Below are 26,067 nucleotides of genomic sequence, written 5' to 3' on the forward strand. Positions count from 1 at the left end.
CGGCAAGGAGGTGTTCGGGATGAGTCCCGAAGGAAGTCCTCGCGTCAGCGGTGCCCTTCACTGAGGCCGCTCTCCCCCGCCTCTTCTTTCCCCTCCGCCGTACCGCCACCGCGGCATCTCCACCGGCCGAGCTGACACGTCGGCAGCTCCGTCCGGTGAGCTGACGCGCTGACGCCTCGGCAGCTTTCGCGGCGCCGGCACGGGCATCGACGCCGCCACCGTGACGTCCGCCGCGCCACCGGCTCTCCGTGTCGGCCGCTCCGGGCTGTTTTCACAGCACTTTCACACCACATCTACGTCCTCGTGCCCGGCCGCGCTTCGCCGTGTCCGCGCACGAAGGGAGGTCTGCCATGAACAAGCTGATTCCCCGCGTACGCCTGGCCCCGCCAGGCGAGAACCCCACCCCCCGTCCGGCCCCGCGCACCCGCAGGGCCGCCGAGCTGGACGCCCGTACCCGTGAAGTCGGCGCCACGCTCGCCGAGTTCAGCGCCCGGTCCGCCCGCGACGTGCTGCGCGACCTCGGCACGTCCACCCGCGGACTGCGCCAGGACCAGGTCCTTGAGCGCGTCGAGCGGTACGGAGAGAACACCGTCGACCGCGAGCGCGCCCCGCGCTGGGCCGCGCAGCTCGCCACGTCCTTCCGCAACCCCTTCATCGGCGTGCTCGTCGTGCTCGCCGCGGTCATGTACTGGCAGGACCCGGCCGACCCGGGCGTCTACATCCTCGGTTCGATGGTGCTGATCAGCGCCCTCCTGCGGTTCTGGCAGGAGTTCCGCTCGACCCGGTCGGCCGAGGCGCTGCGGGCCCTGGTCACCACCTCCTGCGCGGTCCGGCGGCGCTGGAGCGAGACCGCGGCCACCGAGGAGATCCCGATGGACCAGGTCGTCCCCGGCGACCTGGTCACGCTGGCCGCGGGCGATCTGGTCCCGGCCGACCTGCGGCTGCTCACCGCCAAGGACCTGATGGTCGCTCAGGCCGCGCTGACCGGCGAGTCGTTGCCGGTGGCCAAGGCCGACACCCGCGCCCACGACCTCGGGCAGCGGGCCACCGCGGACCCCGTCGAGGCCGACAACCTCTGTCTGATGGGCACCACGGTGACCTCGGGCACGGCGACCGGCGTGGTCGTCGCGACCGGATCCCGCACGTACCTCGGCTCGATGGCGGGCGCCCTGACCGGCGACCGCCCGCAGACCGCGTTCGACCTCGGCGTGCGCCGGGTCAGCTTCCTGCTGATCCGGTTCATGCTGGTGATGGTCCCCGTCGTCTTCGCACTCAACGGCCTCACCAAGGGCGACTGGGACCAGGCGCTGCTCTTCTCGATCTCCGTGGCCGTCGGGCTCACGCCCGAGATGCTGCCGATGGTGGTCTCCGCCAACCTGGCGCGCGGCGCCGTCGCCATGTCGAGGCGCCAGGTCGTCGTCAAGCGGCTCAACGCGATCCAGAACCTCGGCGCGATGGACGTGCTGTGCACCGACAAGACGGGCACGCTCACCGAGGACCGCGTCGTCCTTGACCGCTTCCTCGGCACGCGCGGCGAGGAGGACCGCGAGGTCCTCGAATACGCCTACCTCAACGCCCACTTCCAGACCGGTCTGCGCAACCTCATGGACCGGGCGGTCGTCGAGCGGGTGGACGAGGCCGAGGAGGTCGTCGTCGACCACCTGTTCACCATGGTCGACGAGATCCCCTTCGACTTCGCCCGGCGCCGGATGTCCGTGGTGCTGCGGCGCAACGAGCTCGCCGGACCCGTCGCCGAGCACACGCTCATCACCAAGGGCGCGGTCGAGGAGGTCCTCGACCGGTGCGGCCACCTGATGGACCGCGGCGAGCGCGTCGCGCTCACCGACGAGCTGCGCGACCGGGTGACGCGGCTCGGCGAGCGGCACAACCGGGCGGGCCTGCGGGTCCTCGCGGTGGCGACCCGGACGTTCCCCGTCGCCCCGGACGCACCGGAGCGCCGCACCTACTCCGTGGCCGACGAGTCGGAGCTGACGCTGGTCGGTTTCCTCGCCTTCCTCGACCCGCCGAAGCAGGACGCGGCCGACGCCCTGCGCGCCCTCGCCGACAGCGGCGTCACCGTCAAGGTCGTCACCGGCGACAACGAACTCGTCGCCGCGCGCGTCTGCGCCGACGTGGGCCTGGACGTCGGGGAGCTGATCACCGGTGCGACCGTCGACCTCGTCGACGACGCGGAGCTGGCCCGACTGGCCCGTACGACAACGGTGTTCGCGAAGGTCAACCCGGTCCAGAAGGCGCGGATCGTGCGCGCCCTGAAGGCCGGCGGCCACACGGTCGGCTTCCTCGGGGACGGCATCAACGACGCGGCGGCGCTGCGCGAGGCGGACGTCGGCGTCTCGGTCGACACGGCCGTGGACATCGCCAAGGAGTCCGCGGACATCATCCTGCTGAAGAAGGACCTGATGGTCCTGGAGCAGGGCGTGTTGATGGGGCGTCAGACCTTCGGCAACACCGTCAAGTACATCAAGATGACGGCGTCCTCGAACTTCGGCAACGTCTTCTCGGTCCTGGTGGCCTCCGCGTTCATCCCCTTCCAGCCGATGCTCGCCATCCATCTCCTGGTGCAGAACCTCTGCTACGACATCAGCCAGCTGGCGATCCCCTGGGACCGCATGGACGAGGAGTACCTGAAGAAGCCGCGCGCCTGGGACGCTCGGGGCATCGGCCGCTTCATGGTCCGGATCGGGCCGATCAGCTCGCTCTTCGACATCACCACCTTCCTGGTCCTGTGGCACGTCTTCCACGCCGACACCCCCGCGCGGCAGACGCTGTTCCAGACGGGCTGGTTCGTGGAGGGGCTGCTCTCGCAGACCCTCGTCGTGCACATGATCCGCACCCGGAAGATCCCGTTCATCCAGTCGCGGGCCTCGGTGCCGGTTCTGGTGATGACGGGCGCGGTGATGGTGTTCGGCCTCTGGCTGCCGTTCTCGCCGCTGGCCGCGGCGCTGTCGATGGAGCCGCTGCCGATGAGCTACTTCCCGTGGCTGTTCGGCACGCTGCTCGCGTACTGCGCGCTCACCCAGGCGGTGAAGGGCTGGTACATCCGGCGGTATCACGGCTGGTTGTAGCGGGCGCGGGGCGGCCGGGCCCCCTTGCAAAGGTAGGTGCCGTGGGCAACCATGCGCGGAGGCGGGTCGCCCCCTCCCCTTCCGCCCCCGAGGAGAGTCATGACTGTGCGCGTCCACGGCACCTGCGCCCCCGGATTCGAGGGCGTGCGCGCGGAGTTCGAGCGGAGCTTCGCCGAGCGCGACGAGCTCGGCGCGTCCGTCGCGGCCACGCTCGACGGCGAGGTCGTCGTCGATCTGTGGGGCGGCGACGCGGACCGCTCCGGCACCCGCCCCTGGGAGCGGGACACGCTGGTGAACGTCTACTCCACGACCAAGGGCATGACCGCGCTCTGCGCCCATCTCCTCGCCGACCGGGGCGAGTTGGACCTGGACGCGCCGGTCGCCCGGTACTGGCCGCGGTTCGCGCAGGCCGGCAAGGGCGACATCCCGGTGCGCTGGCTGCTGAGCCACCGGGCCGGCCTGATCGCGCCGGGCGAGCCGATGGCGCCGGGCGCTGCGTACGACTGGGAGAAGGTGACCGAGGCGCTGGCGGCGACCACCCCGTGGTGGCGGCCGGGCACGGCGCAGGGCTACCACGCGGTGACGTTCGGCTTTCTCGTCGGCGAGGTGGTGCGGCGCGTCAGCGGGCTCTCGCTCGGGGAGTTCCTGCGCGCCGAGGTGACCGGGCCGCTGGGCGCCGACGTCCACGTCGGCACGCCCGAGAGCGAGCACGGGCGGTGCGCGGACCTGGCGCCGCCCGTCTCCGGCGCCGGGGGCGCGGGTGCGGCGCGCAGCACGTTCGGGGACGCGCCGAAACCACCGGTCGGCGGCCTGGACGACCACCCGATGGCGCCGGTCACGCTGGCTCTGCACTACGTGCCGCTCGGCGACGTGAACAGCGCGGCCTACCGCAGCGCGGAGCTCCCCGCCGCCAACGGCCACGCCACCGCGCGCGGGCTCGCCGCGGTCTACGCCGAGCTGGCCTGCGGGCGGCTCCTCTCCCCCGGCGCGCTGGAGCGGCTGCGCACCCGGCAGAGCGAGGAGGACGAGCCGGACCTGGTCCTTGGGGCGGCCACACCGCTCGCCGAGAGCTGGCCGTGGGGGCTCGGCTACATGCTCAACCAGTACGGTCAGGCCGGCCCCAACCCGCGGGCGTTCGGGCACGGCGGCATGGGCGGGTCGTACGCCTTCGCCGACCCGGAGAACCGCGTCTCGTACGCGTACACGATGAACCGGATGGGCGCCGGCACGTCGGGCGAGGATCTGCGCAGCGTCCACCTGGTCGGAGCGCTGTACCGGGCACTGCGGGAGCGGGGCGCGGTCCCGGAGCAGGGGTGACTCACGGGCGTCAGCCGCGCGGGTGCTTTCCCGGCCCCCGGTCGTGGTCGGCGAGCTTGCTGGGTGACAGGTCGGTGGGGTCCTCGCCCGGTTCGAGCAGTGTGTTGGCGGCGCCGATGATGAGCGGGTCCGCCTTGCCCACCGCCTCGGTGTCCTTGGCCTCGTAGTCGATCTGGAGCAGGAGGTGGCGCATGGCTTCGAGGCGGCCGCGCCGCTTGTCGTTGGTCTTCACGACGGTCCACGGGGCGTGCGGGGTGTCCGTGGCGCGGAACATCTCCACCTTCGCGTACGTGTAGGCGTCCCACAGGTCGAGCGAGGCGATGTCGGTGGAGGACAGCTTCCACTGGCGCACCGGGTCGACCTGGCGGATCGCGAAGCGCGTGCGCTGCTCGGCCCGGGAGACGGAGAACCAGAACTTGATGAGCAGGATGCCGTCATCGGTGATCATCTTCTCGAAGAGCGGCGCCTGCTCCAGGAAGTGCTGGTGCTGACGCGGGGTGCAGAAGCCCATCACCGGCTCGACGCCCGCGCGGTTGTACCAGGACCGGTCGAAGAAGACGATCTCGCCCGCCGACGGCAGCTGGGCCACGTACCGCTGGAAGTACCACTGGCCCGCCTCGTGCTCGTTCGGCTTGTCAAGGGCCACGGTGCGCGCGCCGCGCGGGTTGAGGCGCTCGGTGAACCGCTTGATGGTGCCGCCCTTGCCCGCCGCGTCGCGCCCCTCGCACAGCACGACGACGCGCCGCCCCTCCTCACGGACGGTCTTCTGCAGCTTGAGGAGCTCGATCTGCAGGATCCGCTTGCGCCGCTCGTACGTGGACCGGCTCAGCTTCGTGGCGTACGGGTAGTTCTCCCGCCAGGTCTGCAGGGGCCGCCCCTCCTCGTCGAGGAGCACCGGGCGCTCCGGGCGGGCGTCGTCCACCGACAGCCCTGCCAGCAGGTCGTCCTCGTTCCCGTCGCTCGGCACCACGCCGCCCTCTCCCTCGCCCGTCGTCTCTATCGACAGCTTGCCCCCGAGATCGCTGGTCAGCACCTGAGACCCGTACGGAACCCGGAGCGGACGCGATCCGGCCCTGCTGACACGCTGTCGACCTGTGTGCGAGGCTGCCGATCACAAGGGAGGGGCGTGACGGTGGGGCGGGAGCGCACGGCGGGCCGAGGACGGGGCAAGAGCGGACGGCGCAGGCTCGGCGCCTTACCGGCCGCGGCAACGACGCTGGTGGTGGGCGGAGCGGCCCTGGCAGCAATGGTGCTCCGTCCCGACACGGGCCTGCTGGCCAAGGGCCGCGGGCCGCTCGGCGGCAACCCCGTCCTCGTGGTCGGCCTCGCCCTGCTGGCGCTCCTCGGCGGCCTGGCGCTGCGCGGGAAGTACCAGGAGCGGATCGGCGCGGCCCGGGAGCTCAACCCCGTGGAACAGCGGCTGGTCGACGGCGTGGGCCGAGTCCTGGCGGCCGCGACGCTGGTCGTCCCGCTGCTCGTCCTGGTCCTGCACCAGTTCCGTTCGTCGGGCGGCAGCCCCGGGGACGGCCACGAGGCGCCGCCGCTTCCCGGTCGGCGGCAGGACCCGGTGCCCACCCCGCTGCCCTCGCACGATGCCGGGCAGGCGGACCACAGCACGCACTTCGGGCTGACGCGCATTCTGCTCGGTCTCGGCATCGCCCTGCTCGTCGTGGTCGTCGTGATCGCCGGGCTGCGTCTGTGGCGGTATCTGACCCGGCCGCAGGCGCCCGAGGCCCCGGCGACGTACGCGACGCTCGACGACGAGCAGGAACGCCTGGCCCGGGCCGTGGACTCCGGGCGCCGCGCCTTGCGGGACGACACCGACGCCCGCGCCGCCGTCATCGCCTGCTACGCCGCCATGGAGACGTCGCTCGCCGACTCCGGCGTCACCCGGCGCGCCTCGGACAGCCCGCAGGACCTGCTGGAGCGGGCCGTCGCCGGCGGCCTGCCCACGGGGGCGGCCGCCGCCGCGCTCACCGCGCTGTTCCGCGAGGCCCGTTACTCCACGCACCCGATGGACGGCGGCCACCGCGACCGGGCCGCGGCCGCGCTCGCCGAGATCGCCGAGATCGCCGAGATCGCCGACGGCCTGCGCACACGGACCCCCGGCCCCGAAGGCGCGACGGGTACCTCATCCGTGACGGGTACGTCGTGAGGGCGCCCTCCCGGTTACGGGCCATCGTCAACTCCGTACGGGGAACGCCCGGTTCGGTGCGCCACTCGCTGACCGTCCTGGGCACCCTCGCGGTCGCGACCACAGTGCTGCTCGCCCTGACCGACGGCCCCGCCGCGGCTGCCACCGGCCTCGCCCTCATCACCGCCGTCGCACTGGTCCTGGGCCGCTATGCCGTGGGCGGCGGCGCCCGGGACGGCGGAGACCGCAAAGCGGTGCGCCTGTTGGGCAGCCGGGCCCCGGGCGCTCGGCGGATGGCGGCGCATCGTGACCGACACGTTCGTGGACGACGCCGAAGTGCACTTCGCCTCCGTCATGCGGCCGCAGTTGCAGCGGCTGTTCGCCGCCCGGCTGGCCGAACGGCACGGCGTGGCGATGTACCGGAACCCGCAGCGGGCCTCGGCACTGGTCGGAGCTGAACTGTGGCCCTGGATCGATCCCGGGGCCACCGCTCCGCGGGCCACTCTCCCGGAGCCCGTCTTGCGTGCACTGCTCGACCGGCTGGAAGCCCTGTGACCGGTGGCGCTGCGGCCGACCCCGCAGCCCGCGCACCCCGACCCCGACCCCTACCCCTACCCCGCGAGGAACCGACCGTGACCAGCCCGCACCCCACTCAGGACCACGACACCCTGACTCCCCGACAGGCGGGCGAACGCGCCGCGGTTGTGCTCGACGGGGTCCGTACCGCCGTGGTCGGCAAGGCGGAACCGCTGGCGCTGGTGATGCTCGGCATCCTCGCCGGCGGCCACGTCCTCATCGAGGACCTGCCGGGACTCGGGAAGACCCTGCTGGCACGCTCCTTCGCCACCACGCTCGGCCTGGACTTCCGCCGCGTCCAGTTCACCCCCGACCTGCTGCCCTCCGACGTCACCGGAGCCCCGTTCTACGACCAGCGGACCGCCTACATGGTCTTCCGGCCCGGTCCCGTCTTCACCCACCTGCTGCTCGCCGACGAGATCAACCGCACCCCGCCCAAGACCCAGGCCGCGCTGCTGGAGGCGATGGCCGAGTCCCAGGTGTCCATCGACGGACGCACCCGGCCGCTGCCGAACCCCTTCGTGGTCGTCGCCACCGCCAACCCCATCGAGTACGAGGGCACGTACACACTGCCCGAGGTGCAGCTCGACCGGTTCCTGCTGCGGGTTCGCATGGGCTATCTGGCGGCGTCCGAGGAGGCGGGCATGCTGCGCGCGCGGGTCGACCGGGCCGCGCCCGAGGCCGTGCTGCGCACGCTCAGCGGGCCGGACGAGGTGCTGGCCATGCGGGCCGCCGTCGAACGCGTCGAGGTGGACGACGACCTGCTGGAGTACGTCGTCGCGCTGGTCCGCGCCACCCGGGCCCACCCCCATGTCCAGGTCGGCGCCTCCCCGCGCGGGGGCCTGGCCCTGGTGCAGCTCGCCCGCGCCCGTGCCGTCCTGGAACTGCGGGACTACGTGACCCCCGAGGACGTCAAGTACGTGGCGGTGCCGGCCCTCGCGCACCGCGTCACCCTCAAGCCGGAGCTGTGGGTCCGGCAGATCGACGCCGACGACGTGATGCGCGAGATCGTACGATCCGTGCCCGCCCCGCAGACCTTGCCGCGCACGCCGGTCGCGTCATGACGGAACCCGTGTCGGCGCGCGGAGCGGCCGCCGCCGTCCAACGGGCCCTGGACGGCCACCATGACGGGGCCACCCAGCCCCCGCCGCCACCTCCGCCCGGCTGGCGTGCAGGTGAACGCGCCCTGCGGTGGGCCACGTTGGCCGTCGTCGCACTGGCCGCCGCACTGATCACCGGCCGCCCCTGGGTACTCGCTCTCGCCGCCACGCCCCTGGTGCTGCTCGCCCTCGCCCTGCCGAGTGGGCCGCGCCCCAAGGCGGTGACGGCCGAGGTCGAGGTGGAGCCGCGGCGGTGCTTCGAAGGCGAGCAGGTGACGGTGCGGATCACGCTGTCCTACGAGGGTGCGTCCGCCCGCCTGGACCCCGGCGTCACCCTGGGCCACGGGGTCCGGCTCGACCACCTCGCGGTCGGCCCGCACCGCGTCGATCTCGTCCTGACCGCGCGGCGCTGGGGCCGCTGGATGCTCGGCACGGTCGACGTCGACGTCTATGACCCGGGCGGCCTTGCCCGGCGCACCGTGCGCGCCGAACTCGGCGAGATCGCCGTCTTCCCGCTGCCCGAACACGCCGGCCTCACGCCCGTCCCGGTCCGGCTGCCGCAACGGCTCGGCGAGCACACCGCCGTGCAGCGCGGCGAGGGCGTCGAGGTCATCGGCGTCCACCCGTATGTGCGCGGCGAACGGCAGCGGCGGATCCACTGGCCGGCCACCACCCGCCGCGGCACCCTGCAGGTCCACCAGTTCGCCGCGGAGCGCACCGCCGACACCGTGGTGCTGCTGGACGTGCTCGCCGACGTGGTCGACCCGGTCACCGGCACGTCCTCGCTCGACGGGACCTTCCGAACCGCCGCAGGACTGGTCCGCGCCTATCTGCGCACCCACGACCGGGTCGGCGTCGTGTCGATCGGCGGCGCGACCCGCTGGCTGCGGCCCGGCAGCGGCCACGGCTACTTCTACCGCATCGTCGAGAGCGTGCTGGAGGTCCGCAAGGACCGCGCGTTCCGCACGGAGGGGCTCACCCCGCTCCCACCGCCCGCGTTGCCCGAAGGGGCGCTGGTGTACGTCATCACGCCGCTGACCGACCAGCGGATCTTCGACATCCTGCACCAGGTGCGCGGACGGGCCAACCCGATGGTCGTGGTCGAGATCCCCGCCGGCCGACCGGTCCTTGAACCCGGCGACACCGTGGGCGAACTCGCGCTGCGGCTGTGGCGGGCCGATCGCGACGCCCTGCGCTTCGCCCTGATGGAACGCGGCATCGCGGTCGTCACCCACCGGCCCGGCGAGACTCTCGACCTCGCCCTCGCGCCGCTGCTGCGCACCCGCATCCGCGGAGGGACGCGATGACCACCGCCCCCGCCCGGCTCCTCGCACGTCTCACCTCGCGCATCACCGACCGCTTGCTCGGAACGGCCCTTGCCGTCGCCGCCTGTGACCCGCCGGCCGCGCTGCACACATCGCTGCCGGTCAAGGTGCTGGTGGTCGGAGCGGCGGCGGCCGCGTGGTGGGCCGCTCCCATGGTCGACGCGCGCCCCGTCTCGACCGTCATGCGCCCGCGGACCGTCGCGGCCCGCCGCAGGGCGACCGTGCTGCCGGCGGCGGCCATCGCGGTCGCCGCGGCCACCGGCCCCCCGCTCTGGCTCATCGTCTGCATCGCCGTCCTGCTGCCGGCCTATCTCCTCGTCACCGACGCGTGGACAGCCGGCGTCACCGCCCCGCCCGGCCGCCCGCAGGCCACACCCGCACTGGCGGCCACCGCCGCGTCCGCCGTGGTTCTGCTCGCCGCCCAGGCACCGGTCGCGGACACCGCATGGGCACGTCTGCCCGCCTCACTCGCCGTCGCGGCGACCACGGCCTGCCTGGTACTGGCGCTGCGCACCCGTTCGGCGCTCCCCCGGGGGGCCGCCGACCCGCCTCATGAGACGCATTAGATTCTGCGGAAGGACGGATGACGGACCGTCGACACGACGGCAGGTCTGAGCGAGGGAGCGGCCCCATGCCGAAGGCGTACGTATTCACCGCACACGGTGGTCCGGAGGTCGAGGCCTTCCTCGACGTCGCGAAGCCCGAGCCGGGCCCGGGGCAGCTGCTCGTCGCGGTCCGCGCGGCCGGGGTCAACCCGGTCGACTGGAAGCTGCGCGCCGGCAAGCGACGCCCCGGACAGGCGCCCCTGTCCGGCCACGAGGTGCTCGGCAGCGAGATCGCCGGTGTCGTGGAGCGGGTCGGGCCCGGCGTGACGGGGTTCGCGGCCGGTGATTCCGTCTTCGGCAACCCGGTGACCGGCGGGTACGCGGAGTTCACGCTGCTCCCGGCCGACATCGCCGCGCACAAGCCGGACGCCCTCTCCTACCGGGACGCGGCGGTGCTGCCGGTCGCGGCGGCGACTGCGTACGACGGGCTGCGCCAGCTCGATCTGCCCGCAGGGGCGACGCTCCTGATCACCGGGGCGGGCGGCGGGGTCGGTGTGGCCGCGACGCAGATGGCGCGGCATTTCGGGCTCCGTGTGGTGGGCACGGCGAGCGCCGGCAAGAAGGAGTTCGTCGAGTCGCTGGGCGCCGTCCACGTGCCGCCAGGACCCCGCCTCGCCGAGCGCGTCCTGGAGGCGGCGCCGGACCACCGGGTCGACGCGGTCTTCGACCTGGTCGGCGGCGCGGACCTGGTGGAGGTCGCGGAGCTCCTGACCGACCGCGGGAAGCTGATCACGGCGGCGGCCAAGGAGACCGTGGCCGAACTGGGCGGCGCCCCGGTCGCCCGGGCCCGCACCTCGGCGGTCCTCGACGAGGTGGCGCTCCTTGCCGCGGCGGGCGTGCTGCGGCCGCACGTGACGGCGACGTACCCGCTGGACCGCGCGGACGAGGCGCTGCGCGCGGTGGAGAGCGGTCACGCCCGCGGCAAGGTCGTGATCGAGGTGAGCGGGGAGGCGGCCACGTAGGCGGCCGCGGGAAGAGAACGAGAAGAAAAGGGGACGACGGGCCGCGCACCCCGTTGATACCTTCCGGATCATGCAGCCCGTCAGTGAGAACGAGATCCGTACGTCCTTCGTGAACTGTTCCAAGGGCGAGGCGCGCAGGCTCACTCTCCCCGCGGGCTTCGCCGAGACCCCCTGGTCCGACCTGGACTTCCTCGGCTGGCGCGACCCCAAGGCGCCGGACCGCGGCTACGTGGTGACCTGGCGGGACGGCGAGCCCGTGGGCCTCGCCCTGCGCGCCTCGACCGGCGTGCGCAAGAGCATGTTCAAGTCCAGCATCTGCTCGGTCTGCGTCACCCCGCAGTCCGGTTCCGGCATCACGCTGCTCGTCGCCCCGAAGGCGGGCGCGGCGGGCCGCCAGGGCAACTCGGTGGGGCTGTACGTCTGCGCGGACCTGGCCTGTTCCCTCTACGTCCGCGGGAAGAAGACCTTGGCGGCGGCCCGCCGCCTGGAGGAGAGCCTCACCCCGGACGAGCAGAACGCGAGGACCCTGCGGAACCTGCACGGCTTCCTGGACCAGGTCGTCGCGGAGGGCTGAGTCCTGCCCGGTGGTGACCGGCCCATGGGTGGCGGTCCCGGTCCACGGGTGGTGGACCGGCCCTAGGGCCTGTCCGGCGGATCTTGTCGCGGGCGCGGGGCCTGCCACGCCGACCTGCGGCGTTGTCGTCGGTTGCCAACGCTCCGCGTTGTCGCCCTCCTCCGCCTTGCATCTCGACGCGCCAGACCCCGCTCACCAGCACGAAGACGCGCGGGCCACCCGGATGCGACCTGATCCGCCGGACAGGCCCTAGACCGCCCGGGGATCCACCAGTTGGAGCGCCAGCGTGGCCGACGGTTCGGCCACGCCGGGGCCGCCCGCCTCGGCCCAGGCGAGTATCTCGTCGATGGACGCGTCGTCCATGGCGAAGCCGACCCAGGAGGCCCTGCCACCCTTCCTGCGCCCCTCCGCCGAGGGCTGGACGACCACGATGTTCGCCTGGCCGCACGGCCCGAGGCAGTCGCTCGTACGGACCGCGAACCGGCCGCGCGAGGCCGCCGCCGCGGCCCGCAGCCGCTCCAGCTGCCAGGCGTGGTCGACGCCGGGGTGCTTGCGCGCGTCGCCGCAGCAGCAGCCCCGGCACACGACGAGCGTGCAGGGGCGGCGAGCGGCGGCACCGATGGAGACGACGGGACTCATGTCGTGATCATCTCAGCTGTGGGACAGGGCCTGTTCATCGCGGGGTGACGAAGGCGCGTGCTCACCGCAGATACGCGAGCCCCGGATGCACGCCCCGGTACCCCGCCACGAGCCGCCGCGCCACCGACACGGAGTCGACCAGCGGATGCAGCGCGAACGCCTTGACCGCGGTGGCCGACGAGCCGCTCTCGGCCGCGGCGAGCACCTCGCGCTCGACGGCCTTGACCGAGCACACGAGCCCGGTGGCGTGACCGGGCAGCGGCGCCACCGCCATGGGGTGCGCGCCGTTGGCGTCGACGGAGCACGGCACCTCGATGACGGCGTCCGCGTCCAGGGCGGCGAGGGTCGTGCCGTTGCGGACGTTGAGGATCAGCGTGGCCCGCTCGTCGCGCGCGATGGCCCGCATCAGCGCGAGGGCCACCTTCTCGTACCCGCCGGACTCCAGGTCCTCCTCGGCCCGCTCCCCCACACCGGCCGCTTCCCTGTTCTCCGCCATGTACGCCGCCTCGCGCTCGGCGAGGGTGTCGTTCCATGCCGCCAGGGCGGGGGTGCCGGGGTGGCGCATGCCGTCGTAGAAGCGGGCCTGCTGGTGGTGGAGGAAGGCGCCGCGGGTCCGCTCGGCCTGCCGGTAGGCGTGCACGGTGTCGCGGTTGAAGTAGTAGTAGTGCAGGTACTCGTTGGGGATCGCGCCGAGCGACTGGAGCCAGTCGGCGCCGAAGAGCCTGCCCTGCTCGAAGGAGACGAGGAGCTTCGGGTCGGCCAGCAGTCGCGGCAGTTCGTCGCGGCCCGCGATGTGCAGGCCGCGCAGCCAGCCGAGGTGGTTGAGGCCCACGTAGTCGATGAACGCCTCGTCGGGGCTGGCGCCGAGAACCTGTGCGACCCGGCGGCCGAGCCCCACCGGCGAGTCGCAGATGCCGATGACGCGCCCGCCGAGATGACGCGACATCGCTTCGGTCACGAGACCCGCGGGGTTGGTGAAGTTGATGACCCAGGCGTCCGGCGCGAGCCGGGCGACGCGGCGCGCGATGTCCACGGCGACGGGCACCGTGCGCAGCCCGTACGCGATGCCGCCGGCGCCGACCGTCTCCTGCCCGAGGACGCCCTCGGCGAGGGCCACGCGCTCGTCGGCGGCGCGCCCCTCCAGGCCGCCGACGCGGATCGCGGAGAACACGAAGTCGGCGCCGCGCAGCGCCTCGTCGAGGTCGGTGGTGGCGGTGACGGAGGGCGCGTCGGGCACGCCGTCGGCCTGCTCGGCGAGGACCCGGGCGATGGCGTCGAGGCGTGCCGCGTCCAGGTCGTGCAGGACGACGTCGGTGACGCGGCCCTCGGCGCGGTCGCCGAGCAGCGCCCCGTACACGAGGGGCACACGGAATCCGCCGCCGCCGAGAATTGCCAGCTTCACGTCTGAACCGCCTTCTGTCGTACCGGTGTCGCCGGGGTTCACGGTAGAGCCTCTCTTCCAACCCCCGCCTGCACCCCGACGCCCGGCACGCGCCCGCGCTTCGCGCGAACGACGGGGGTTCGAAGACAGGCTCACACGTACCGCACCGGGCCCGGCGTTCCGCACCTCCCCGTGGCGCGCGTTACGTACGATGACGCGGCAGCGTTCCGACCCCCACGGAGGTAGCGCCCGATGACCCTCTGGAAGACATCCACCGCCCTGTTCGGCGCCGTCACGCTGGCGGTGATGACCGGCGGGGCCGCCTCGGCCGCGCCCGCCGCGCCGGGCGGCTGGCAGGAGTCCGGCACCTCGTACGTCAACTCCCTCACCGGAAGCCAGGGTCTGGCGAGCCGCGCGGACGGCAGCCTCCTCTACCGCGGCCTCGGCTCCATACCGCTGGACCTGCGCATCAAGGGCTGGGGGCACATAGGCGACCCGGACGTCGCGGACGGCCACACCTTCGACGCCTACCAGGGCGGCGACAACGCGCGGTCCAAGATGTACGCGGTCACCACCCCGGCCGGGAAGCGCTACCTCTACGAGCACGAGCTCGACCCCGGCGAGAAGCTCAACAACTCCTTCGCGGCCGTCTCGCCCGACCATCAGTGGCTGGTGTCCGGGGAGTGGGGCGACCAGAACCGCCTCCAGGTCTTCCCCGCCCCGCTCCTCAACTCCTCGACCCCGCCCACCGGCGGCGCGCTCCCGCAGGCCGGACAGATCTCGCTCGACAAGCCGGTGCGCGACATCCAGGGCTGCGACTTCGCCACCGACACCCGCCTGTTGTGCGCCTCCAACGACGCGTCCAAGGAGCTGTTCCCCGAGGACCGCCCGGTCCTCCAGGTCGACCTGGAGCGGCCGCTCGACGGGAAGCCCGTGACCGGCCACGTCAGCAGCCTCTTCGCCGCCCCTCAACGCAGCATCTGTTCCGGCTCCTTCGAGACCGAGGGCATCGACTACGATCCCGCGCGCCGCAGCCTGCGCGTCCAGGTGGTGCCGCCCGCGCCGTGTCTGGTGACGACGGCGGTGCACGCGTACCGGCCGACGACCGGCTGAGGCGCACGCCCCGTCCGCCTTTCGGACAGCACGTGTGGGGCGCCGCGCCGGAGGGGAAGGTCGTGATCATGACACAGCACGACCAGCAGGTGGCCGACACCGTCCACTCCCCCGCGCGGCGCCCGATCCGGCAGTTGCTCGCCGCGTCGGTCGGCAACGCCGTGGAGTGGTACGACTGGTACGCGTACACCTTCCTCGCCACGTACATCGCCGACCAGGTCTTCCCCAAGGGGTCCGGCAACTCCCTCGTCCCGCTGCTCTCCACCTTCGCCGTGTTCGCGGTGGGCTTCTTCATGCGGCCCGTCGGCGGGCTGCTCATGGGCGCGGTCGCCGACCGGCGGGGCAGGCGCGCGGCGCTGACCGTCACGATCCTGCTCATGGGCGGCAGCAGCCTGCTGGTCGGCCTGACGCCCACCTACGCGTCCGCCGGTGTGCTCGCGCCGGTGGTGCTGGTGCTCGCCCGTCTGCTCCAAGGGCTTTCCGTGGGCGGCGAGTTCGCCGCGTCGACGACGTTCCTCGTGGAGTCGGCGGGTCCCGGCCGGCGCGGGCTCTTCTCCAGTTTCCAGTACGTCTCCACCAGTGCGGGCCAGCTCGCGGCGTCGGGCGTCGCGGCCCTGCTCGTCGCCACGGTCTCCGAGGGGCAGATGGACGGCTGGGGCTGGCGGGTGCCGTTCGTCCTCGGGGCGCTGCTCAGCCTGGTCGGCTTCTGGATCAGGCAGGGCGCGCACGAGACACGCAAGGTGCCCGTCGAACAGGGCGAGCGGCCGGGCCTGTTCGACGCGCTGCGGCACCACCCGCGCCAGTCGCTGCTGATCTGCGGCATCACGGCGGGCGGCACGCTCGCCTACTACACCTGGACGTCGTACCTGCCGACGTACGCCGAGCTCAACACCGACATCAGCAAGGGCCAGGCACTCCTCGCGGGCACCCTCTCGCTGGCGTTCTTCGCCCTGCTCCAGCCGGTCGGCGGGCTGCTCTCGGACCGGTTCGGGCGCCGCCCGCTCCTGCTCTTCTTCGGCATCGGCTTCGCCATCCTGAGCGTGCCGCTGCTCAAGTCCCTTTCGGGGTCGTTCGGTTCGCTGCTGTTCGTGCAGTGCGCGGGCATGGTGCTGCTCACCGGCTTCACGTCGATCTCGGCGGCGGTGAACGCGGAGGTGTTCCCCGCGCGGGTGCGGGCCGCAGGGATCGGCTTCCCGTACTCGCTGACCGTCGCGCTCTTCGGCGGCACGGCTCCGTACATGGGCACCCTGTTCAAGCAGATCGGCTCTCCCGGGCTCTTTCCCGTGTACGTGGCCGTGCTGTGCGTCGTGTCCTCCGCGGTGTATCTGCGGCTGCCGGAGACGGCGCACAAGGAGCTGGACCGCTGAGGCGCGGCAGGCCGCACGGCGTCGGCTTCCCGGGTGGCCGGTCGGCGGCCGTCACGACGCCAGCGCCGCCACCGGTTCGAGGCGGGCGGCCTTGAGGGCCGGGTAGAAGCCGGCGGCCAGGCCGACGGCGAGACCCAGGACGGGGCCCGCGAGGAGGAGCCACGGCGATAGGGCCGCCGTCCACCCCTTCGCCAGTGCGATGGAGATGGTCAGGTCCAGGCCGCAGACCGTACCGACCAGGCCACCGAGCAGCCCCAACAAGCCGCTCTCGAAGAGGAACTGGGACAGGATCGAGCGCCGAGAAGCTCCGACGGCCCGGCGCAGCCCGATCTCGTGGCGCCGTTCGAGGACCGCGACGAGCGTGGTGTTGCCGATGCCGATCGCGCCGATCAGCAACGACACCGCGGCCAGTGTGAGGAACAACCCCCTGGTGTCGTTCTCGACGTGCGCCCGCAACTGCTTCGGATCGGGCGGCACTTGGGCAAGCAGGTCACCGGGCCGCCCCGGTGACAGGGCGAGCTTCGCCTCGGCACCCACCTGCTGGGCCGCCCCCGGCCGGGTCCGCACCATGACCTTCGGCGCCTCGAAGGAGAGGTCCGTGGCCGACGCGTGGGCCGTCCACGACGGCAGGATCACGGAGAACGGTGCCTGGGAGTCGAAGTCGGGCGTCTTGACGATGCCGATCAGCAGGTACGGCTTTCCCGCGACGAACAGCAGGGTGCGGCCGTCCACGTCACCTACCCCGGCGTTGCGGGCGGCGACGTCGCCGAGCAGGGCGACCCGGTACCGCCGCCGCTCCGGCACGGCGTCGAAGAGGCGCCCCGAGACGGCCCTGAGGCGCAGCGCCTTGAGTGCGCCCGGGTCGGCTGCCATCACCTGGGTGTCGGCCCCGGTCGAGCCGGTCCGGCCCGCGGAACGGGAGACATCGGGCAGCGTGTCCTGCGTGCTGTACACGACTCCTGCCGCCACGACGCCGTTGAGCCGCGCGGTACGGCCCAGGGCCGCGCGGGAGACGACCGCCCCGTCGTCGAACCCCTGGACCGACACGCCGGTGGCCTGCAGCGCGTTGAAGCGCGCCGACACCTGCGCGGCGGCGGTGCTGGTGAGGCCGATGGTGGCGACCAGGGTGAGGATGCCGAAGGCCACCCCCGTCAGGGTGAGGGCGCTGCGGCCACGACGCCCACGGATCGCTCCCCACGCCTCGGCCGCGATGTCTCCCCACCTGCCCCGGTACCGCCCGCTTTCATGACACCTACCCCCGTACCGCCCGCCTTCGTGACTGTCACGCGACCGCGACCGTACTGAGCCCATCGCCCTCACGCCTCCCCCGCCGCGTCGAGCCTGCCGTCCCTGACGCGCAGCACCCGGTCCGCCCGGTCGGCGACCGTCGGATCGTGTGTGACCACGACCACGGCGAGGCCGTCGGCCGCCAGTTGCGCGAGATGGCCCATGACCATGCCGGTGGACTCGGTGTCCAGGTTGCCCGTGGGCTCGTCGCACAGCAGCAGCGAGGGACGGTGCACCGTGGCCCGGGCGATGGCCACTCTCTGCTTCTCTCCGCCGGACAGCGTGTGCGGCAGCGCGTCCACCCTGTGTCCCATGCCGACCCGGGCCAGGGCCTGCTCGGCCACGCGCCGGCGGGCATGGCGCGGCGCACGGTTGTAGACCAGGGGCAGCACCACGTTGACACCGGCGGGTTTGTGCGCGACCAGGTGGAAGGCCTGGAAGACGAACCCGATCCGCTGGGCCCGCAGCCGGGTGCGCTCCTTCTCGCGCAGGTCCGCGGTGTCGACTCCGTCGAGGAGGTAGGTGCCGGCACTCGGCCGGTCGAGCAGGCCCAGGATGTTGAGCAGGGTCGATTTGCCGGAGCCGGAGGGGCCGATGACCGCCACCAGTTCCCCGGCCCGGACGCCGAAACTCACCTGGTCGAGGGCGTGGACCGGCCCCGACACCGCCTCGTACGTCCGTCCGACGGCGCGTGTGTCGATCACCGCGGGCGCGGTCATGGCGAACCGTCCTGCCGCGACTGGTCGGACACGACCACCTTGTCGCCTTCGTGCAGCACTCCGCGGGGATCCCGTACGGAGACCTCGCCCTCGGCCTCGAAGACGGGGACGACCTGGACTTCGCGCTCCGCGCCTGCACGTACGACCTTGACGATCGTCCTGCCGCCGGGGCGGGACCACAGCGCCGAAGAGGGGACGACGGGGCCGCGTCCGGGCGCCTTGCCCACTTCGACGCGGACCCGGTAACTCCCGTGCTGCGACGGCTCCTTGGGTGTCCGCACGACAATCTGTGGCCCGCTGGATCCCGCGTCGCCGTCGTCCTCCGTACGGTCCTCGTCCTCGCCCGTCTCGGTGGGACTCTCGCTCGGGGCCGGTGACGGCGCCACCTGCGCCGAGGGCGCGGAGGCGCGCGCCGACCCGCCCGCGAACGGCTCCACACGTCCCCGCCCCGTCGACCCGTCGGGTGCGACGACGGAGGCCGCAGCGCCCGGCCGGATCTGCCGCAGCGCCCCCTCGTCGGGCACCGGGCAGCGCAGTGCCCGCTCGCCGGCCTCCACGGACAGGTCCGTGGAGCGGGCCGGGCCTCCCACGACCGAGGTGACCGCGCCCATCCGGCCCGGTAGCCGGGGGACGAACAGCAGCTCGTCGCGTGCGGTCGTGGTCTCGTCCCGATCGTCGGCCCGGTGCGGGGCCGGATAGCCGCGCGTCCGGTACAGGTGGGCCAGGGCCCGCTGGGTCGTGGTGTCGAAGACCCGGCTGGCGGGGCCGGGGCCGAGCAATCGGATTCTGGCCAGGGCCCGTTGCAGCTGGGCCACGTCGGGCCCGGTCGCACCCGGTGTCAGATCGCGGTACGCGGGCAGCTTCCCCGCCAGGGCGATCACCGGGCGCCCCGAGATCTCCGCGACGACCTTGCCCTCGGCCACCGTGTGCCCCTGGCCGAGTGGCAGGCCGGTGACGACCAGGGCGCCCTGCGCCCCGTCGGCGGACTCCCCCGCGGGAACGGGGACGGGCACCACCGTGCTCGGCTGCACCGTGCACTCCACCGCCACGGAGCGGACCAGGGTCTCGACCTTCACCGGCACGGTGATCCGGGACCTGGGCGGGGCCGCCGCGTCCGCCGCGAGCTGCTCGGGCGTGCGGGCCTGCGCCGCGAGAGCCCAGGTCGTCCCGGTGACGGCGAGGACGCCCCCGACGGCGACGTGTACGAGCCAGCGCGTGCGGCGACTCGCGCGCGGGGAATCCGACCGCTTCGGTCCGGCCGCCTTCATCGGTCCCTCCCCGAAAGGATGCGCCGAGCGCGTTCCTGGGCGTCGCGGTTCATCTCGCGTACCGCCGTCACCTCGGCCTCGTACTTACGCATCCCCGCGGTCAGGTACAGGTCTTCCACCAGCCGGCGCCGTGGGACGTAGTGCAGGCGCTGCTGGCAGGTGGCGTCCGCCTCGGCGATGGCCCTCTCGAAGGTGAAGGCGTCCTCGGCGTTCCGGCTCCTGTAGGTGTCACCGGCCCGGACGGCCGCCTTCGAGGGCTCGGCGAGCCCCGGGTGGTCGCGTTTGGTCATGCAGGCGGACCAGCGCCCGTTGAGTGCCGTCACGCGCGGGTCGCGGGCAGCACGCTGCTCCATTTGTCCGGCGAAGTTCCCCTGGAACGTGAGGAGTTTCAGGAACTGTTCGAGCGACCCGTACAACTGGCGCCTCGCCTTGGCTATGCAGCCGCCGTCACGTGTCTGCATCTGACCGACCTCGGGCACGGACACCTTGACCATCGGGGCCGCCCGCCCGCCGGAAAACGCGGTCTGCCATTTCTCGCGCCGGGAGGCGGGGAGCGCACTGAGTGCGTCGTTGTTCGCGTCGCGCGGCGCGTTCGCCGTCGATTCCAGCTGCGCGCGCAGTCCGTATCCGCGCTCCTCGGCCTGCTGGGGCGATATCGCGTAATCGGCGGCCGTCTTCACCGGCGTGGTGTCGTCTGGCGCCTTGATGTAGCGGAATCCCCGAGCCGTCATGCACTGACGAATCAGTTCCTCTTCGGCGGCGCTCCGTACGCCTATTCCGTCCATCAATCCGGCCGCCGCATCGCGGATTCCGGGATCCGGTCGCTCCGGGAGTTCCCAGGAAGTCTCCGTCGTCTTCTCCTTCGCGGGACCACCACAGGCCGTGATCCCGCCCTGCAGCACGATCACCGTGGCCAGCACCCCGATGAAGGTGCGTCCGGCGTGGCCGCGGGCTCCGCGGCGTCCACGGCTTTGGGCCACGGGGCTCTCCGGGGTCAGGGGGCTCATGTCCTCACCACCACTCTTCTCGTCGTCACCCGGCGGGAGGGCCACGGCGAGCGCGCGGACCGGACCGCTTTACGGGCGGCTCCGCGCGTTCGCCATGGCCTCATTCGGTCAGCACGTGGTGTTGACACCCTTGTGGCTGGAACCCTTGTCGCCATTGCCGTAGTGGTGGGCGCGGCCCGAATGTTTGGGCATCCAGATGGTCATGCCGCCCCGGTAGTACGCGTCCTTGTAGATGCACGCGTACTTGAGCGTGTTGAAGTTGTCGTAGGACGACGAGTCCTTGTCGTTGAGCGCGGCGGTGACGTTCCCCGCGGTGCGCCAGTTCTGGATCGCCGTCTCGACCTCGAAGTGCGTGCCCCGGTAGTTCGCGTCCTTGTAGACGCAGAAGTTGTAGGCGTCGCACTGCTGGTCCATGACCGTGTTCGCCTGTGCGGCGCCGGCGCCCACGGACAGGGTCGCGGCGGCCGAAGCCGCCACCACCACGCCGACGATCGCTCGCCGTATCCCCCTGACCTTTCGCATTTCTTCTTCCCTCCGCTGGGGTCCATTCGATGCGTGACCGGCAACCTGCCTTTGTGGAAAAGCACTTCAGATGTGGAAAGGCACTTCAGGTCACCGGCAGCCGAACGGAACCCTAGGGCCGGGCGGTGGGCCGTCGCGTCAGTCGAGAGGTGTCACCTGAGTGCACCCAGCGCGGTAGCGCATCGCCAAACCCTCGCGGTAGGGGGTCAACCGAGAGTGGATGTCCCCTTCGGCACCTCGGTGATCGCGCGGCCCGCCCACGCGGGGGCCGGTTCCGTGAGGGCCGCGAGGCGGTCGCGGATGCCGTCCGGGAACGGGGTCGCGCGGCCCGCGTTCTGGTCGACGTGGAGCGCGAGCAGTTCGGTCGTCGCCACGGGGGCCGCGTCCGGTGCCGGCTCGGCGCCCTCGTCCTCGACCACGTACATCTCGTGCGCGAACCGCGCCTTCTTGGCGTCCGCGCCCAACATGCGGGTGCGGACGGCGAGATGGGCGCCCTCGGCGACGTCGCTCAGGTACCGCACGTGGGCCTCGACCGTGTAGAGGGAGCAGCCGGTGGACTCGCGGTAGCCGGCGTGCAGGCCCGTCTCGATCATCATGGCGTCGGTGGCGTAGCCGAAGACGAGGACGTAGAAGGCCTCGCTCATGTGGCCGTTGTAGTCGATCCACTCGGGCCGGACGGTGCGGTGCAGCAGGGGCAGCGGGTCAGTCCGCGACTCCGTTCGCGTCGCGGCCCCCGTCTCGGTTCGCGTCTCGGTGTCGCTCACTTCTTTCCTCCGTTCAGGCGGCCCGTCGCACGCAGTACGTCGATCACGCCCTGGTCGCGCTCGGCGACGAGGTCGGCGATGGTGCGGTCGCCCGCCTCCTCGTCGCAGCCCGCGACCACCGCGTCGTACAGCTTCTTGTCGAGCTCGGGGGCCTCCAGGCGCGTCCACGGCGACTTCAGGGACGGGCCGAAGTGGTCGAGCATGTGGGCCATCCCGCCCTCGCCGCCCGCGAGCGCGAAGGTGAGCATCGGGCCCATGAACGCCCACCGCAGGCCGGGGCCCTCGGTGATGGAGTCGTCGATCTCCCGGACGGTGGCCTCGCCGTTGGCGACCATGTGCAACGCCTCGCGCCACAGGGCCTCTTGGAGGCGGTTGGCGATGAAGCCCGGCACCTCGCTCTTCATCGTGATCACGGACTTGCCCGCGACCTCGTAGAAGCGGGACGCCCAGGCGACGGCGACGGCGTCGGTCCGCTCGCCGCCGACGACCTCGACGAGGGGTATGAGATACGGCGGGTTGAAGGGGTGGCCGACGACGAGGCGGCCCGGGGTCGTGGCCTCGGTCTGAATGTCGGTCATCGGGTAGCCGGAGGTGGAGGACGCGATGACGACGCCGGCGGGCGTCGCGGCGTCCAGCTTCGCCAGCAGATCACGCTTGAGCTCCAGCTTCTCCGGGGCGCTCTCCTGCACGAACTGGGCGTCGGCGACGGCCTCTTCGAGGGTCGCGGTGACGGTGAGCCGGTCCTGCGAGGCGCCTTCGGCGAGACCGAGCTGGGTGAGCGCGGGCCAGGCGGCCCCGACGAGGCGGCGCAGCCGCTGCTCGGCGTCGGGTGCCGGGTCCCAGGCGCTCACGTCGTAGCCGCGGGCCAGGAAATGGGCGACCCAGCCGCCACCGATCACCCCGGCACCGACACAGGCGACACGGCGGACTTCTTCGGGAGAGGTGGTCATAGAGGTGAGGGTTTCCTTTCGTAGCTGCGTGTGGGGGGAGTTGGAAAGGGAGGCGCACCGGCGGTGTCCCAGGGGCGCGGGGAACTGCGCGACCAGCCACAACCCACCCGCACCGAGAAGACCCCGAACACCGCCCGATCCAGGGGAGAGGTGGTGGTCATAGCGGTGAGGGTTTCCTTTCGTAGCTGCATGTGGGGGGAGTTGGAAAGCGAGGCGCACCGGCGGCGTCCCAGGGGCGCGGGGAACTGCGCGACCAGCCACAACCCACCCGCACCGAGAAGACCCCGAACACCGCCCGATCCAGCGAAGCGCTATCGCTTGAGGCCGAGCTTCTGCCGCGCCTCGTCCGGCGTGGCGACCCGCGACCCGAGGTTCTCGGTGATCTGGACGGCACGCTCGACGAGCTGCCCGTTCGTGGCCTTGTTGCCCTTGCCCAGGTAGAGGTTGTCCTCCAGGCCGACGCGGACCTGGCCGCCGAGCAGGATGGACTGCGCGACCCACGGCATTTGCATGCGGCCGAGCGCGAAGCTGGCCCACTGCGCGCCCTCGGGCAGCATGTTGACCATGGACTGCAGGACGCCGGGGTCGGCGGGCGCGCCCCACGGGACGCCCATGCAGAGCTGGAAGACGGTGGGGTCGTCGAGCAGCCCCTCGGCGAGCAGCTGCTTGGCGAACCAGAGCTGGCCGGTGTCGAAGATCTCCAACTCGGGGCGCACGCCCAGCTCCTGGATGCGCTTGGCACCCTGGCGGAGCATGTCCGGGGTGGAGATGTAGAGGTTGCTGCCGTCGCCGAAGTTGAGCGAGCCGCAGTCGAGGGTGCAGATGTCGGGGAGCAGGTCCTCGACGTGCGGGAGCCGGTCGAGACCGCTGACCAGGTCGGTTCCGGGCAGGTGCTTGAGCGGCTCGTCGGGGTCGATGACGAGGTCGCCGCCCATGCCCGCCGTCAGGTTGATGACGACGTCGGTGCCGGTCTCCTTGATGCGCTCGACGACCTCGCGGTACAGCCGCGGGTCGCGGGAGGGGTCGCCGGTCTCGGGATCGCGGACGTGGATGTGCACGACGGCGGCGCCCGCCTCGGCGGCCTCGACCGCGGAGGCGGCTATCTGCTCGGGCGTCACGGGCACGTGCGGGCTCTTGCGCACGGTGTCGCCGGCGCCGGTCAGGGCGCAGGTGATGATGACGTTGTCATTCACGGGCATGCGGAACTCTCCCTCGGGGGTTGGGTGTTGTGTGTGCGGGCGGTACGGGAGCTACGAGACGCACGAGGCGTACGGGGAGTACGCGGCGCAGAAGGCATACCTGGCGTACGAGAGGTCAGTGCGCGGTCAGCGTCGCGGCGACGTAGGCCGTGAGGGCCTCATGCATGTCGTCCGGGCTCGTGCCGGAGCCGTCGGGCGCCGAGGCCAGCACCTGGGTGGCGAGGCCGTCGATCAGCGCGGTCAGCCGCAGGGCCGCGGCTCCCGGATCGACGGGGCGGAAGACGCCCTCGGCGACGCCGCGCCGGATGACGTCGGCGACGGTGCTGCGCCACTGCCGGTAGTAGTCGGCGTGCAGCCGGCCCACGGCGGTGGAGCGGGCGGCCTCCGCCCACAGGTCGAGCCAGACGCTCCACTGCCAGCGCTGCCGCGCGGTGCGGGGGATCTGCAATTCGATGAGGTGCCGCAGTTCGTCGGCGGTGTCGGCGGCGTCCGCGATACGGGCGGCCCGGCGCGCGGTGTCCTCGTCCATGCACCAGCGCACGGCGGCCTCCAGGAGGTCGTCGCGGCCGGGGAAGTGGTAGTGGATGGCGGCGGTACTGGTGTCGCAGGCCGCGGCGATGTCCTGGACCCGGACGGCGTGGAAGCCGCGCTCCGCGATGAGGCGGACGGTCTCGCGGACGATCTGCAGGGGCCGGCCGCCCTCGGGGGACGGCCCGCCGCCGCGCGTCCGCCGGGCCGGCGCCGTGGCAGGCCCCGCGGCCCCGGCGAGCCCCGTGGCCCCGGTCGGCTCCGTGCCGAGGAGCCAGCCCGCGTCGACGTGCCCGATCGCCGCCACCCGGGCCAGCTCGGCCGCGGTGAACCGGCGCGTGCCGCCCAGGGAGCGGGACAGCTTGGACGGGTCCATGACGATCCGGCGGGCGAACTCCCGCTGGGTCACCCCGGCGTCGGCGATGACCTTGCGCACCCGCTCGGACACGTCGTCCCGCTGCTCTGACTGCATGGTGAGCCACCGTACCCATGCGTTGCGATGAGCACAACATGGCGTCACGGGAATCCCACACACTCCGTACGCTTACTGGGTACCGGAGAAATTGCGGTACTGACTGACGCATCAGTCACACCCGACACCATCCGCACCCGTGCCATCGCCGCACGGGCACCCCGCACGGACACCCGCACCGGCACTCCACACAGCTACCCTGCACGAATGCATCGTCGTCAACGCGCCGCCGGCGTCTCGTCGGATCGGCCGTGGGGGACGCCCTGGGCGCCCCCTTCGAGTTCGGGGCGGAAGGCGCGTTCTCCGCGTGCTTCCCGGCCGGAGCGGCGGACGACGAGATGTGCGGGGGCGGCGGCTGGGATCCCGGCGAGGCCACGGACGACACCCAGATGGCGCTGCACGTCGCCGATTCCCTGCTGGAGCGCGGTGGCCTCGACCTGCCGGACATCTTCGCCCGCTTCCAGCGGTGGGCCGCCGACGAGCCCAAGGACATCGGTCTGCAGACCGAGGACGTCCTCACCAACGGCAGGCCGTGGGACCGCGCCGCGCAGGCCCACTTCCAGGTCAACCTCCGCGCCGCGGGCAACGGTTCGCTGATGCGCGCCACCACCGCCGCCCTCCACTTCGCGGCCGCCGGGCAGACCGCCACCCTGGACGCCGCCCGCCGCATCGCCGCCCTCACCCACGGCGACCGCGCCGCCTGGGAAGGCACCGCCCTCTTCCACGAGTTGCTGCGCGTCGCTCTGACCGGCGCCGATCCCCTCGCCCCGCTCCCCGACACCCTGGCCCTCGTCCACCCGGACCACCGGGAGCGGTACGCGGTGGTGCTCTCCCCCGCCTGGCACCCGGACGACGCCACCGAGTTCAACGGTGCGGTCTGGCCGTGCCTCGGTTCGGCGGTGTGGGCGCTGCGCACGACGGGGTCCTTCGAGGACGCGCTGCGGGCCGTCGTCGACCTGGGCGGCGACACCGACACCGTCGCCGCGGTCACCGGTGCCCTGGCCGGCGCCCGGTACGGGCTCGACGCCGTTCCCGCCCGCTGGACCGCGCCCCTCCATGTGCCGCTGCCCGGCGCCGCGGAGGGCGGCCGGGTGGTGAGGGGCGACGACCTCGTGGAACTCGCCGGGCGGCTCGACTGCGGGAACCAGCGCCTCACTTGAGGCACTCTTCTG

The 26,067-nt window shown here is 72.6% G+C and carries 23 protein-coding genes and 1 pseudogene; 12 read left to right on the forward strand and 12 right to left on the reverse strand.

The annotated features are described in order from the left end of the window. The first annotated feature begins 350 nt into the window (after positions 1–350). Positions 351–3,086, forward strand: coding sequence for a magnesium-translocating P-type ATPase (gene mgtA, locus ACFYO9_RS09015; RefSeq protein ID WP_358777374.1), 2,736 nt, complete (start codon positions 351–353; stop codon positions 3,084–3,086). Between the two features lie 99 nt (positions 3,087–3,185). Next, positions 3,186–4,403 carry a serine hydrolase domain-containing protein gene (locus ACFYO9_RS09020; RefSeq protein WP_358777375.1) on the forward strand — a complete coding sequence of 406 codons (1,218 nt, stop codon included), beginning with the start codon at positions 3,186–3,188 and terminating at the stop codon, positions 4,401–4,403. Between the two features lie 10 nt (positions 4,404–4,413). On the opposite strand, the gene ppk2 is transcribed toward ACFYO9_RS09020, so the two are convergent. Beyond that, positions 4,414–5,403 carry a polyphosphate kinase 2 gene (gene ppk2 / locus ACFYO9_RS09025; protein ID WP_358777394.1) on the reverse strand — a complete coding sequence of 330 codons (990 nt, stop codon included), beginning with the start codon at positions 5,401–5,403 and terminating at the stop codon, positions 4,414–4,416. 246 nt (positions 5,404–5,649) lie between these two features. Here ppk2 and ACFYO9_RS09030 point away from each other — a divergent pair, with 246 nt between their 5' ends. The 7 genes from ACFYO9_RS09030 (at position 5,650) to ACFYO9_RS09060 (ending at position 11,679) form a co-directional block, all read left to right on the forward strand. Further along, the gene (locus ACFYO9_RS09030; protein ID WP_358777376.1) at positions 5,650–6,558 is read left to right on the forward strand and encodes a DUF4129 domain-containing protein; all 909 of its coding nucleotides are present in this window, start codon (positions 5,650–5,652) and stop codon (positions 6,556–6,558) included. 285 nt (positions 6,559–6,843) lie between these two features. Next, positions 6,844–7,092, forward strand: coding sequence for a hypothetical protein (locus ACFYO9_RS09035; protein ID WP_358777377.1), 249 nt, complete (start codon positions 6,844–6,846; stop codon positions 7,090–7,092). A 77-nt stretch (positions 7,093–7,169) separates the two neighbouring features. Next, on the forward strand, positions 7,170–8,177 hold the full coding sequence (locus tag ACFYO9_RS09040) for a MoxR family ATPase (RefSeq protein WP_358777378.1): 1,008 nt from the start codon (positions 7,170–7,172) through the stop codon (positions 8,175–8,177). After that, positions 8,174–9,520: a DUF58 domain-containing protein gene (locus ACFYO9_RS09045; protein WP_358777379.1), complete on the forward strand. Its 1,347-nt coding sequence runs from the start codon at positions 8,174–8,176 to the stop codon at positions 9,518–9,520. Before ACFYO9_RS09040 ends, ACFYO9_RS09045 begins: the two co-directional genes overlap by 4 nt. After that, positions 9,517–10,104, forward strand: coding sequence for a hypothetical protein (locus ACFYO9_RS09050; RefSeq protein WP_358777380.1), 588 nt, complete (start codon positions 9,517–9,519; stop codon positions 10,102–10,104). The genes ACFYO9_RS09045 and ACFYO9_RS09050 overlap by 4 nt, the downstream gene beginning before the upstream one ends. A 65-nt stretch (positions 10,105–10,169) precedes the next feature. Continuing rightward, positions 10,170–11,105, forward strand: a complete 936-nt coding sequence (locus ACFYO9_RS09055) for an NADP-dependent oxidoreductase (protein WP_358777381.1) — start codon at positions 10,170–10,172, stop codon at positions 11,103–11,105. Positions 11,106–11,175: 70 nt separating this feature from the next. Continuing rightward, on the forward strand, positions 11,176–11,679 hold the full coding sequence (locus ACFYO9_RS09060) for an FBP domain-containing protein (protein WP_358777382.1): 504 nt from the start codon (positions 11,176–11,178) through the stop codon (positions 11,677–11,679). Positions 11,680–11,928: 249 nt separating this feature from the next. On the opposite strand, the gene ACFYO9_RS09065 is transcribed toward ACFYO9_RS09060, so the two are convergent. Then, positions 11,929–12,318: a (2Fe-2S) ferredoxin domain-containing protein gene (locus tag ACFYO9_RS09065; RefSeq protein WP_355820015.1), complete on the reverse strand. Its 390-nt coding sequence runs from the start codon at positions 12,316–12,318 to the stop codon at positions 11,929–11,931. A 61-nt stretch (positions 12,319–12,379) separates the two neighbouring features. Further along, the gene (locus ACFYO9_RS09070; protein WP_358776585.1) at positions 12,380–13,720 is read right to left on the reverse strand and encodes a 6-phospho-beta-glucosidase; all 1,341 of its coding nucleotides are present in this window, start codon (positions 13,718–13,720) and stop codon (positions 12,380–12,382) included. Between the two features lie 231 nt (positions 13,721–13,951). Here ACFYO9_RS09070 and ACFYO9_RS09075 point away from each other — a divergent pair, with 231 nt between their 5' ends. Then, positions 13,952–14,812, forward strand: a complete 861-nt coding sequence (locus tag ACFYO9_RS09075) for a hypothetical protein (RefSeq protein ID WP_355820018.1) — start codon at positions 13,952–13,954, stop codon at positions 14,810–14,812. 68 nt (positions 14,813–14,880) lie between these two features. Beyond that, positions 14,881–16,179, forward strand: coding sequence for an MFS transporter (locus ACFYO9_RS09080; protein ID WP_355820020.1), 1,299 nt, complete (start codon positions 14,881–14,883; stop codon positions 16,177–16,179). 51 nt (positions 16,180–16,230) lie between these two features. Here the strand turns inward: ACFYO9_RS09080 and ACFYO9_RS09085 are convergent, their stop codons facing one another. The 9 genes from ACFYO9_RS09085 to ACFYO9_RS09125 all read right to left on the reverse strand — a co-directional run bounded on the left by ACFYO9_RS09085 (position 16,231) and on the right by ACFYO9_RS09125 (position 24,895). Further along, a complete protein-coding gene (locus tag ACFYO9_RS09085; protein WP_358776586.1) occupies positions 16,231–17,490 on the reverse strand; it encodes an ABC transporter permease in 1,260 nt (419 codons plus the stop codon). A 5-nt stretch (positions 17,491–17,495) separates the two neighbouring features. Further along, positions 17,496–18,185 (reverse strand): ABC transporter ATP-binding protein, encoded by a 690-nt coding sequence (locus tag ACFYO9_RS09090; protein WP_358776587.1) that lies wholly within the window; start codon positions 18,183–18,185, stop codon positions 17,496–17,498. Further along, positions 18,182–19,453 carry a hypothetical protein gene (locus ACFYO9_RS09095; protein ID WP_358776588.1) on the reverse strand — a complete coding sequence of 424 codons (1,272 nt, stop codon included), beginning with the start codon at positions 19,451–19,453 and terminating at the stop codon, positions 18,182–18,184. Before ACFYO9_RS09095 ends, ACFYO9_RS09090 begins: the two co-directional genes overlap by 4 nt. Then, entirely contained in the window at positions 19,450–20,373 is a 924-nt protein-coding gene (locus ACFYO9_RS09100) for a hypothetical protein (protein ID WP_388666111.1), read from the reverse strand. Before ACFYO9_RS09100 ends, ACFYO9_RS09095 begins: the two co-directional genes overlap by 4 nt. A 195-nt stretch (positions 20,374–20,568) precedes the next feature. Beyond that, complete coding sequence (locus ACFYO9_RS09105; protein WP_358707006.1) at positions 20,569–20,982, reverse strand: peptidase inhibitor family I36 protein; 414 nt, start codon at positions 20,980–20,982, stop codon at positions 20,569–20,571. 206 nt (positions 20,983–21,188) lie between these two features. Further along, positions 21,189–21,680 carry a thioesterase family protein gene (locus ACFYO9_RS09110; protein WP_358776690.1) on the reverse strand — a complete coding sequence of 164 codons (492 nt, stop codon included), beginning with the start codon at positions 21,678–21,680 and terminating at the stop codon, positions 21,189–21,191. A gap of 62 nt (positions 21,681–21,742) precedes the next feature. Beyond that, positions 21,743–22,696, reverse strand: coding sequence for a 3-hydroxyacyl-CoA dehydrogenase NAD-binding domain-containing protein (locus ACFYO9_RS09115; RefSeq protein WP_358776590.1), 954 nt, complete (start codon positions 22,694–22,696; stop codon positions 21,743–21,745). Between the two features lie 311 nt (positions 22,697–23,007). Continuing rightward, on the reverse strand, positions 23,008–23,895 hold the full coding sequence (locus tag ACFYO9_RS09120) for a 3-keto-5-aminohexanoate cleavage protein (protein ID WP_358707000.1): 888 nt from the start codon (positions 23,893–23,895) through the stop codon (positions 23,008–23,010). 115 nt (positions 23,896–24,010) lie between these two features. Then, complete coding sequence (locus tag ACFYO9_RS09125) at positions 24,011–24,895, reverse strand: TetR/AcrR family transcriptional regulator (RefSeq protein ID WP_358776591.1); 885 nt, start codon at positions 24,893–24,895, stop codon at positions 24,011–24,013. A 207-nt stretch (positions 24,896–25,102) separates the two neighbouring features. Here ACFYO9_RS09125 and ACFYO9_RS09130 point away from each other — a divergent pair. Then, positions 25,103–26,055: pseudogene (locus ACFYO9_RS09130) on the forward strand (ADP-ribosylglycohydrolase family protein). The last annotated feature ends 12 nt before the right edge of the window (positions 26,056–26,067 follow it).

It is taken from the genome of Streptomyces sp. NPDC005863 (assembly GCF_042871345.1).
Lineage (GTDB): Bacteria > Actinomycetota > Actinomycetes > Streptomycetales > Streptomycetaceae > Streptomyces.

Bases quoted from the DNA above. Each gene is read 5' to 3' on its own strand.
- mgtA (WP_358777374.1), top strand. From the start codon at position 351: ATGAACAAGCTGATTCCCCGCGTACGCCTGGCCCCGCCAGGCGAGAAC.
- ACFYO9_RS09020 (WP_358777375.1), top strand. From the start codon at position 3,186: ATGACTGTGCGCGTCCACGGCACCTGCGCCCCCGGATTCGAGGGCGTG.
- ACFYO9_RS09030 (WP_358777376.1), top strand. From the start codon at position 5,650: ATGGTGCTCCGTCCCGACACGGGCCTGCTGGCCAAGGGCCGCGGGCCG.
- ACFYO9_RS09045 (WP_358777379.1), top strand. From the start codon at position 8,174: ATGACGGAACCCGTGTCGGCGCGCGGAGCGGCCGCCGCCGTCCAACGG.
- ACFYO9_RS09050 (WP_358777380.1), top strand. From the start codon at position 9,517: ATGACCACCGCCCCCGCCCGGCTCCTCGCACGTCTCACCTCGCGCATC.
- ACFYO9_RS09055 (WP_358777381.1), top strand. From the start codon at position 10,170: ATGCCGAAGGCGTACGTATTCACCGCACACGGTGGTCCGGAGGTCGAG.
- ACFYO9_RS09060 (WP_358777382.1), top strand. From the start codon at position 11,176: ATGCAGCCCGTCAGTGAGAACGAGATCCGTACGTCCTTCGTGAACTGT.
- ACFYO9_RS09065 (WP_355820015.1), bottom strand. From the start codon at position 12,318: ATGAGTCCCGTCGTCTCCATCGGTGCCGCCGCTCGCCGCCCCTGCACG.
- ACFYO9_RS09075 (WP_355820018.1), top strand. From the start codon at position 13,952: ATGACCCTCTGGAAGACATCCACCGCCCTGTTCGGCGCCGTCACGCTG.
- ACFYO9_RS09080 (WP_355820020.1), top strand. From the start codon at position 14,881: ATGACACAGCACGACCAGCAGGTGGCCGACACCGTCCACTCCCCCGCG.
- ACFYO9_RS09085 (WP_358776586.1), bottom strand. From the start codon at position 17,490: ATGGGCTCAGTACGGTCGCGGTCGCGTGACAGTCACGAAGGCGGGCGG.
- ACFYO9_RS09090 (WP_358776587.1), bottom strand. From the start codon at position 18,185: ATGACCGCGCCCGCGGTGATCGACACACGCGCCGTCGGACGGACGTAC.
- ACFYO9_RS09095 (WP_358776588.1), bottom strand. From the start codon at position 19,453: ATGAAGGCGGCCGGACCGAAGCGGTCGGATTCCCCGCGCGCGAGTCGC.
- ACFYO9_RS09105 (WP_358707006.1), bottom strand. From the start codon at position 20,982: ATGCGAAAGGTCAGGGGGATACGGCGAGCGATCGTCGGCGTGGTGGTG.
- ACFYO9_RS09115 (WP_358776590.1), bottom strand. From the start codon at position 22,696: ATGACCACCTCTCCCGAAGAAGTCCGCCGTGTCGCCTGTGTCGGTGCC.
- ACFYO9_RS09120 (WP_358707000.1), bottom strand. From the start codon at position 23,895: ATGCCCGTGAATGACAACGTCATCATCACCTGCGCCCTGACCGGCGCC.
- ACFYO9_RS09125 (WP_358776591.1), bottom strand. From the start codon at position 24,895: ATGCAGTCAGAGCAGCGGGACGACGTGTCCGAGCGGGTGCGCAAGGTC.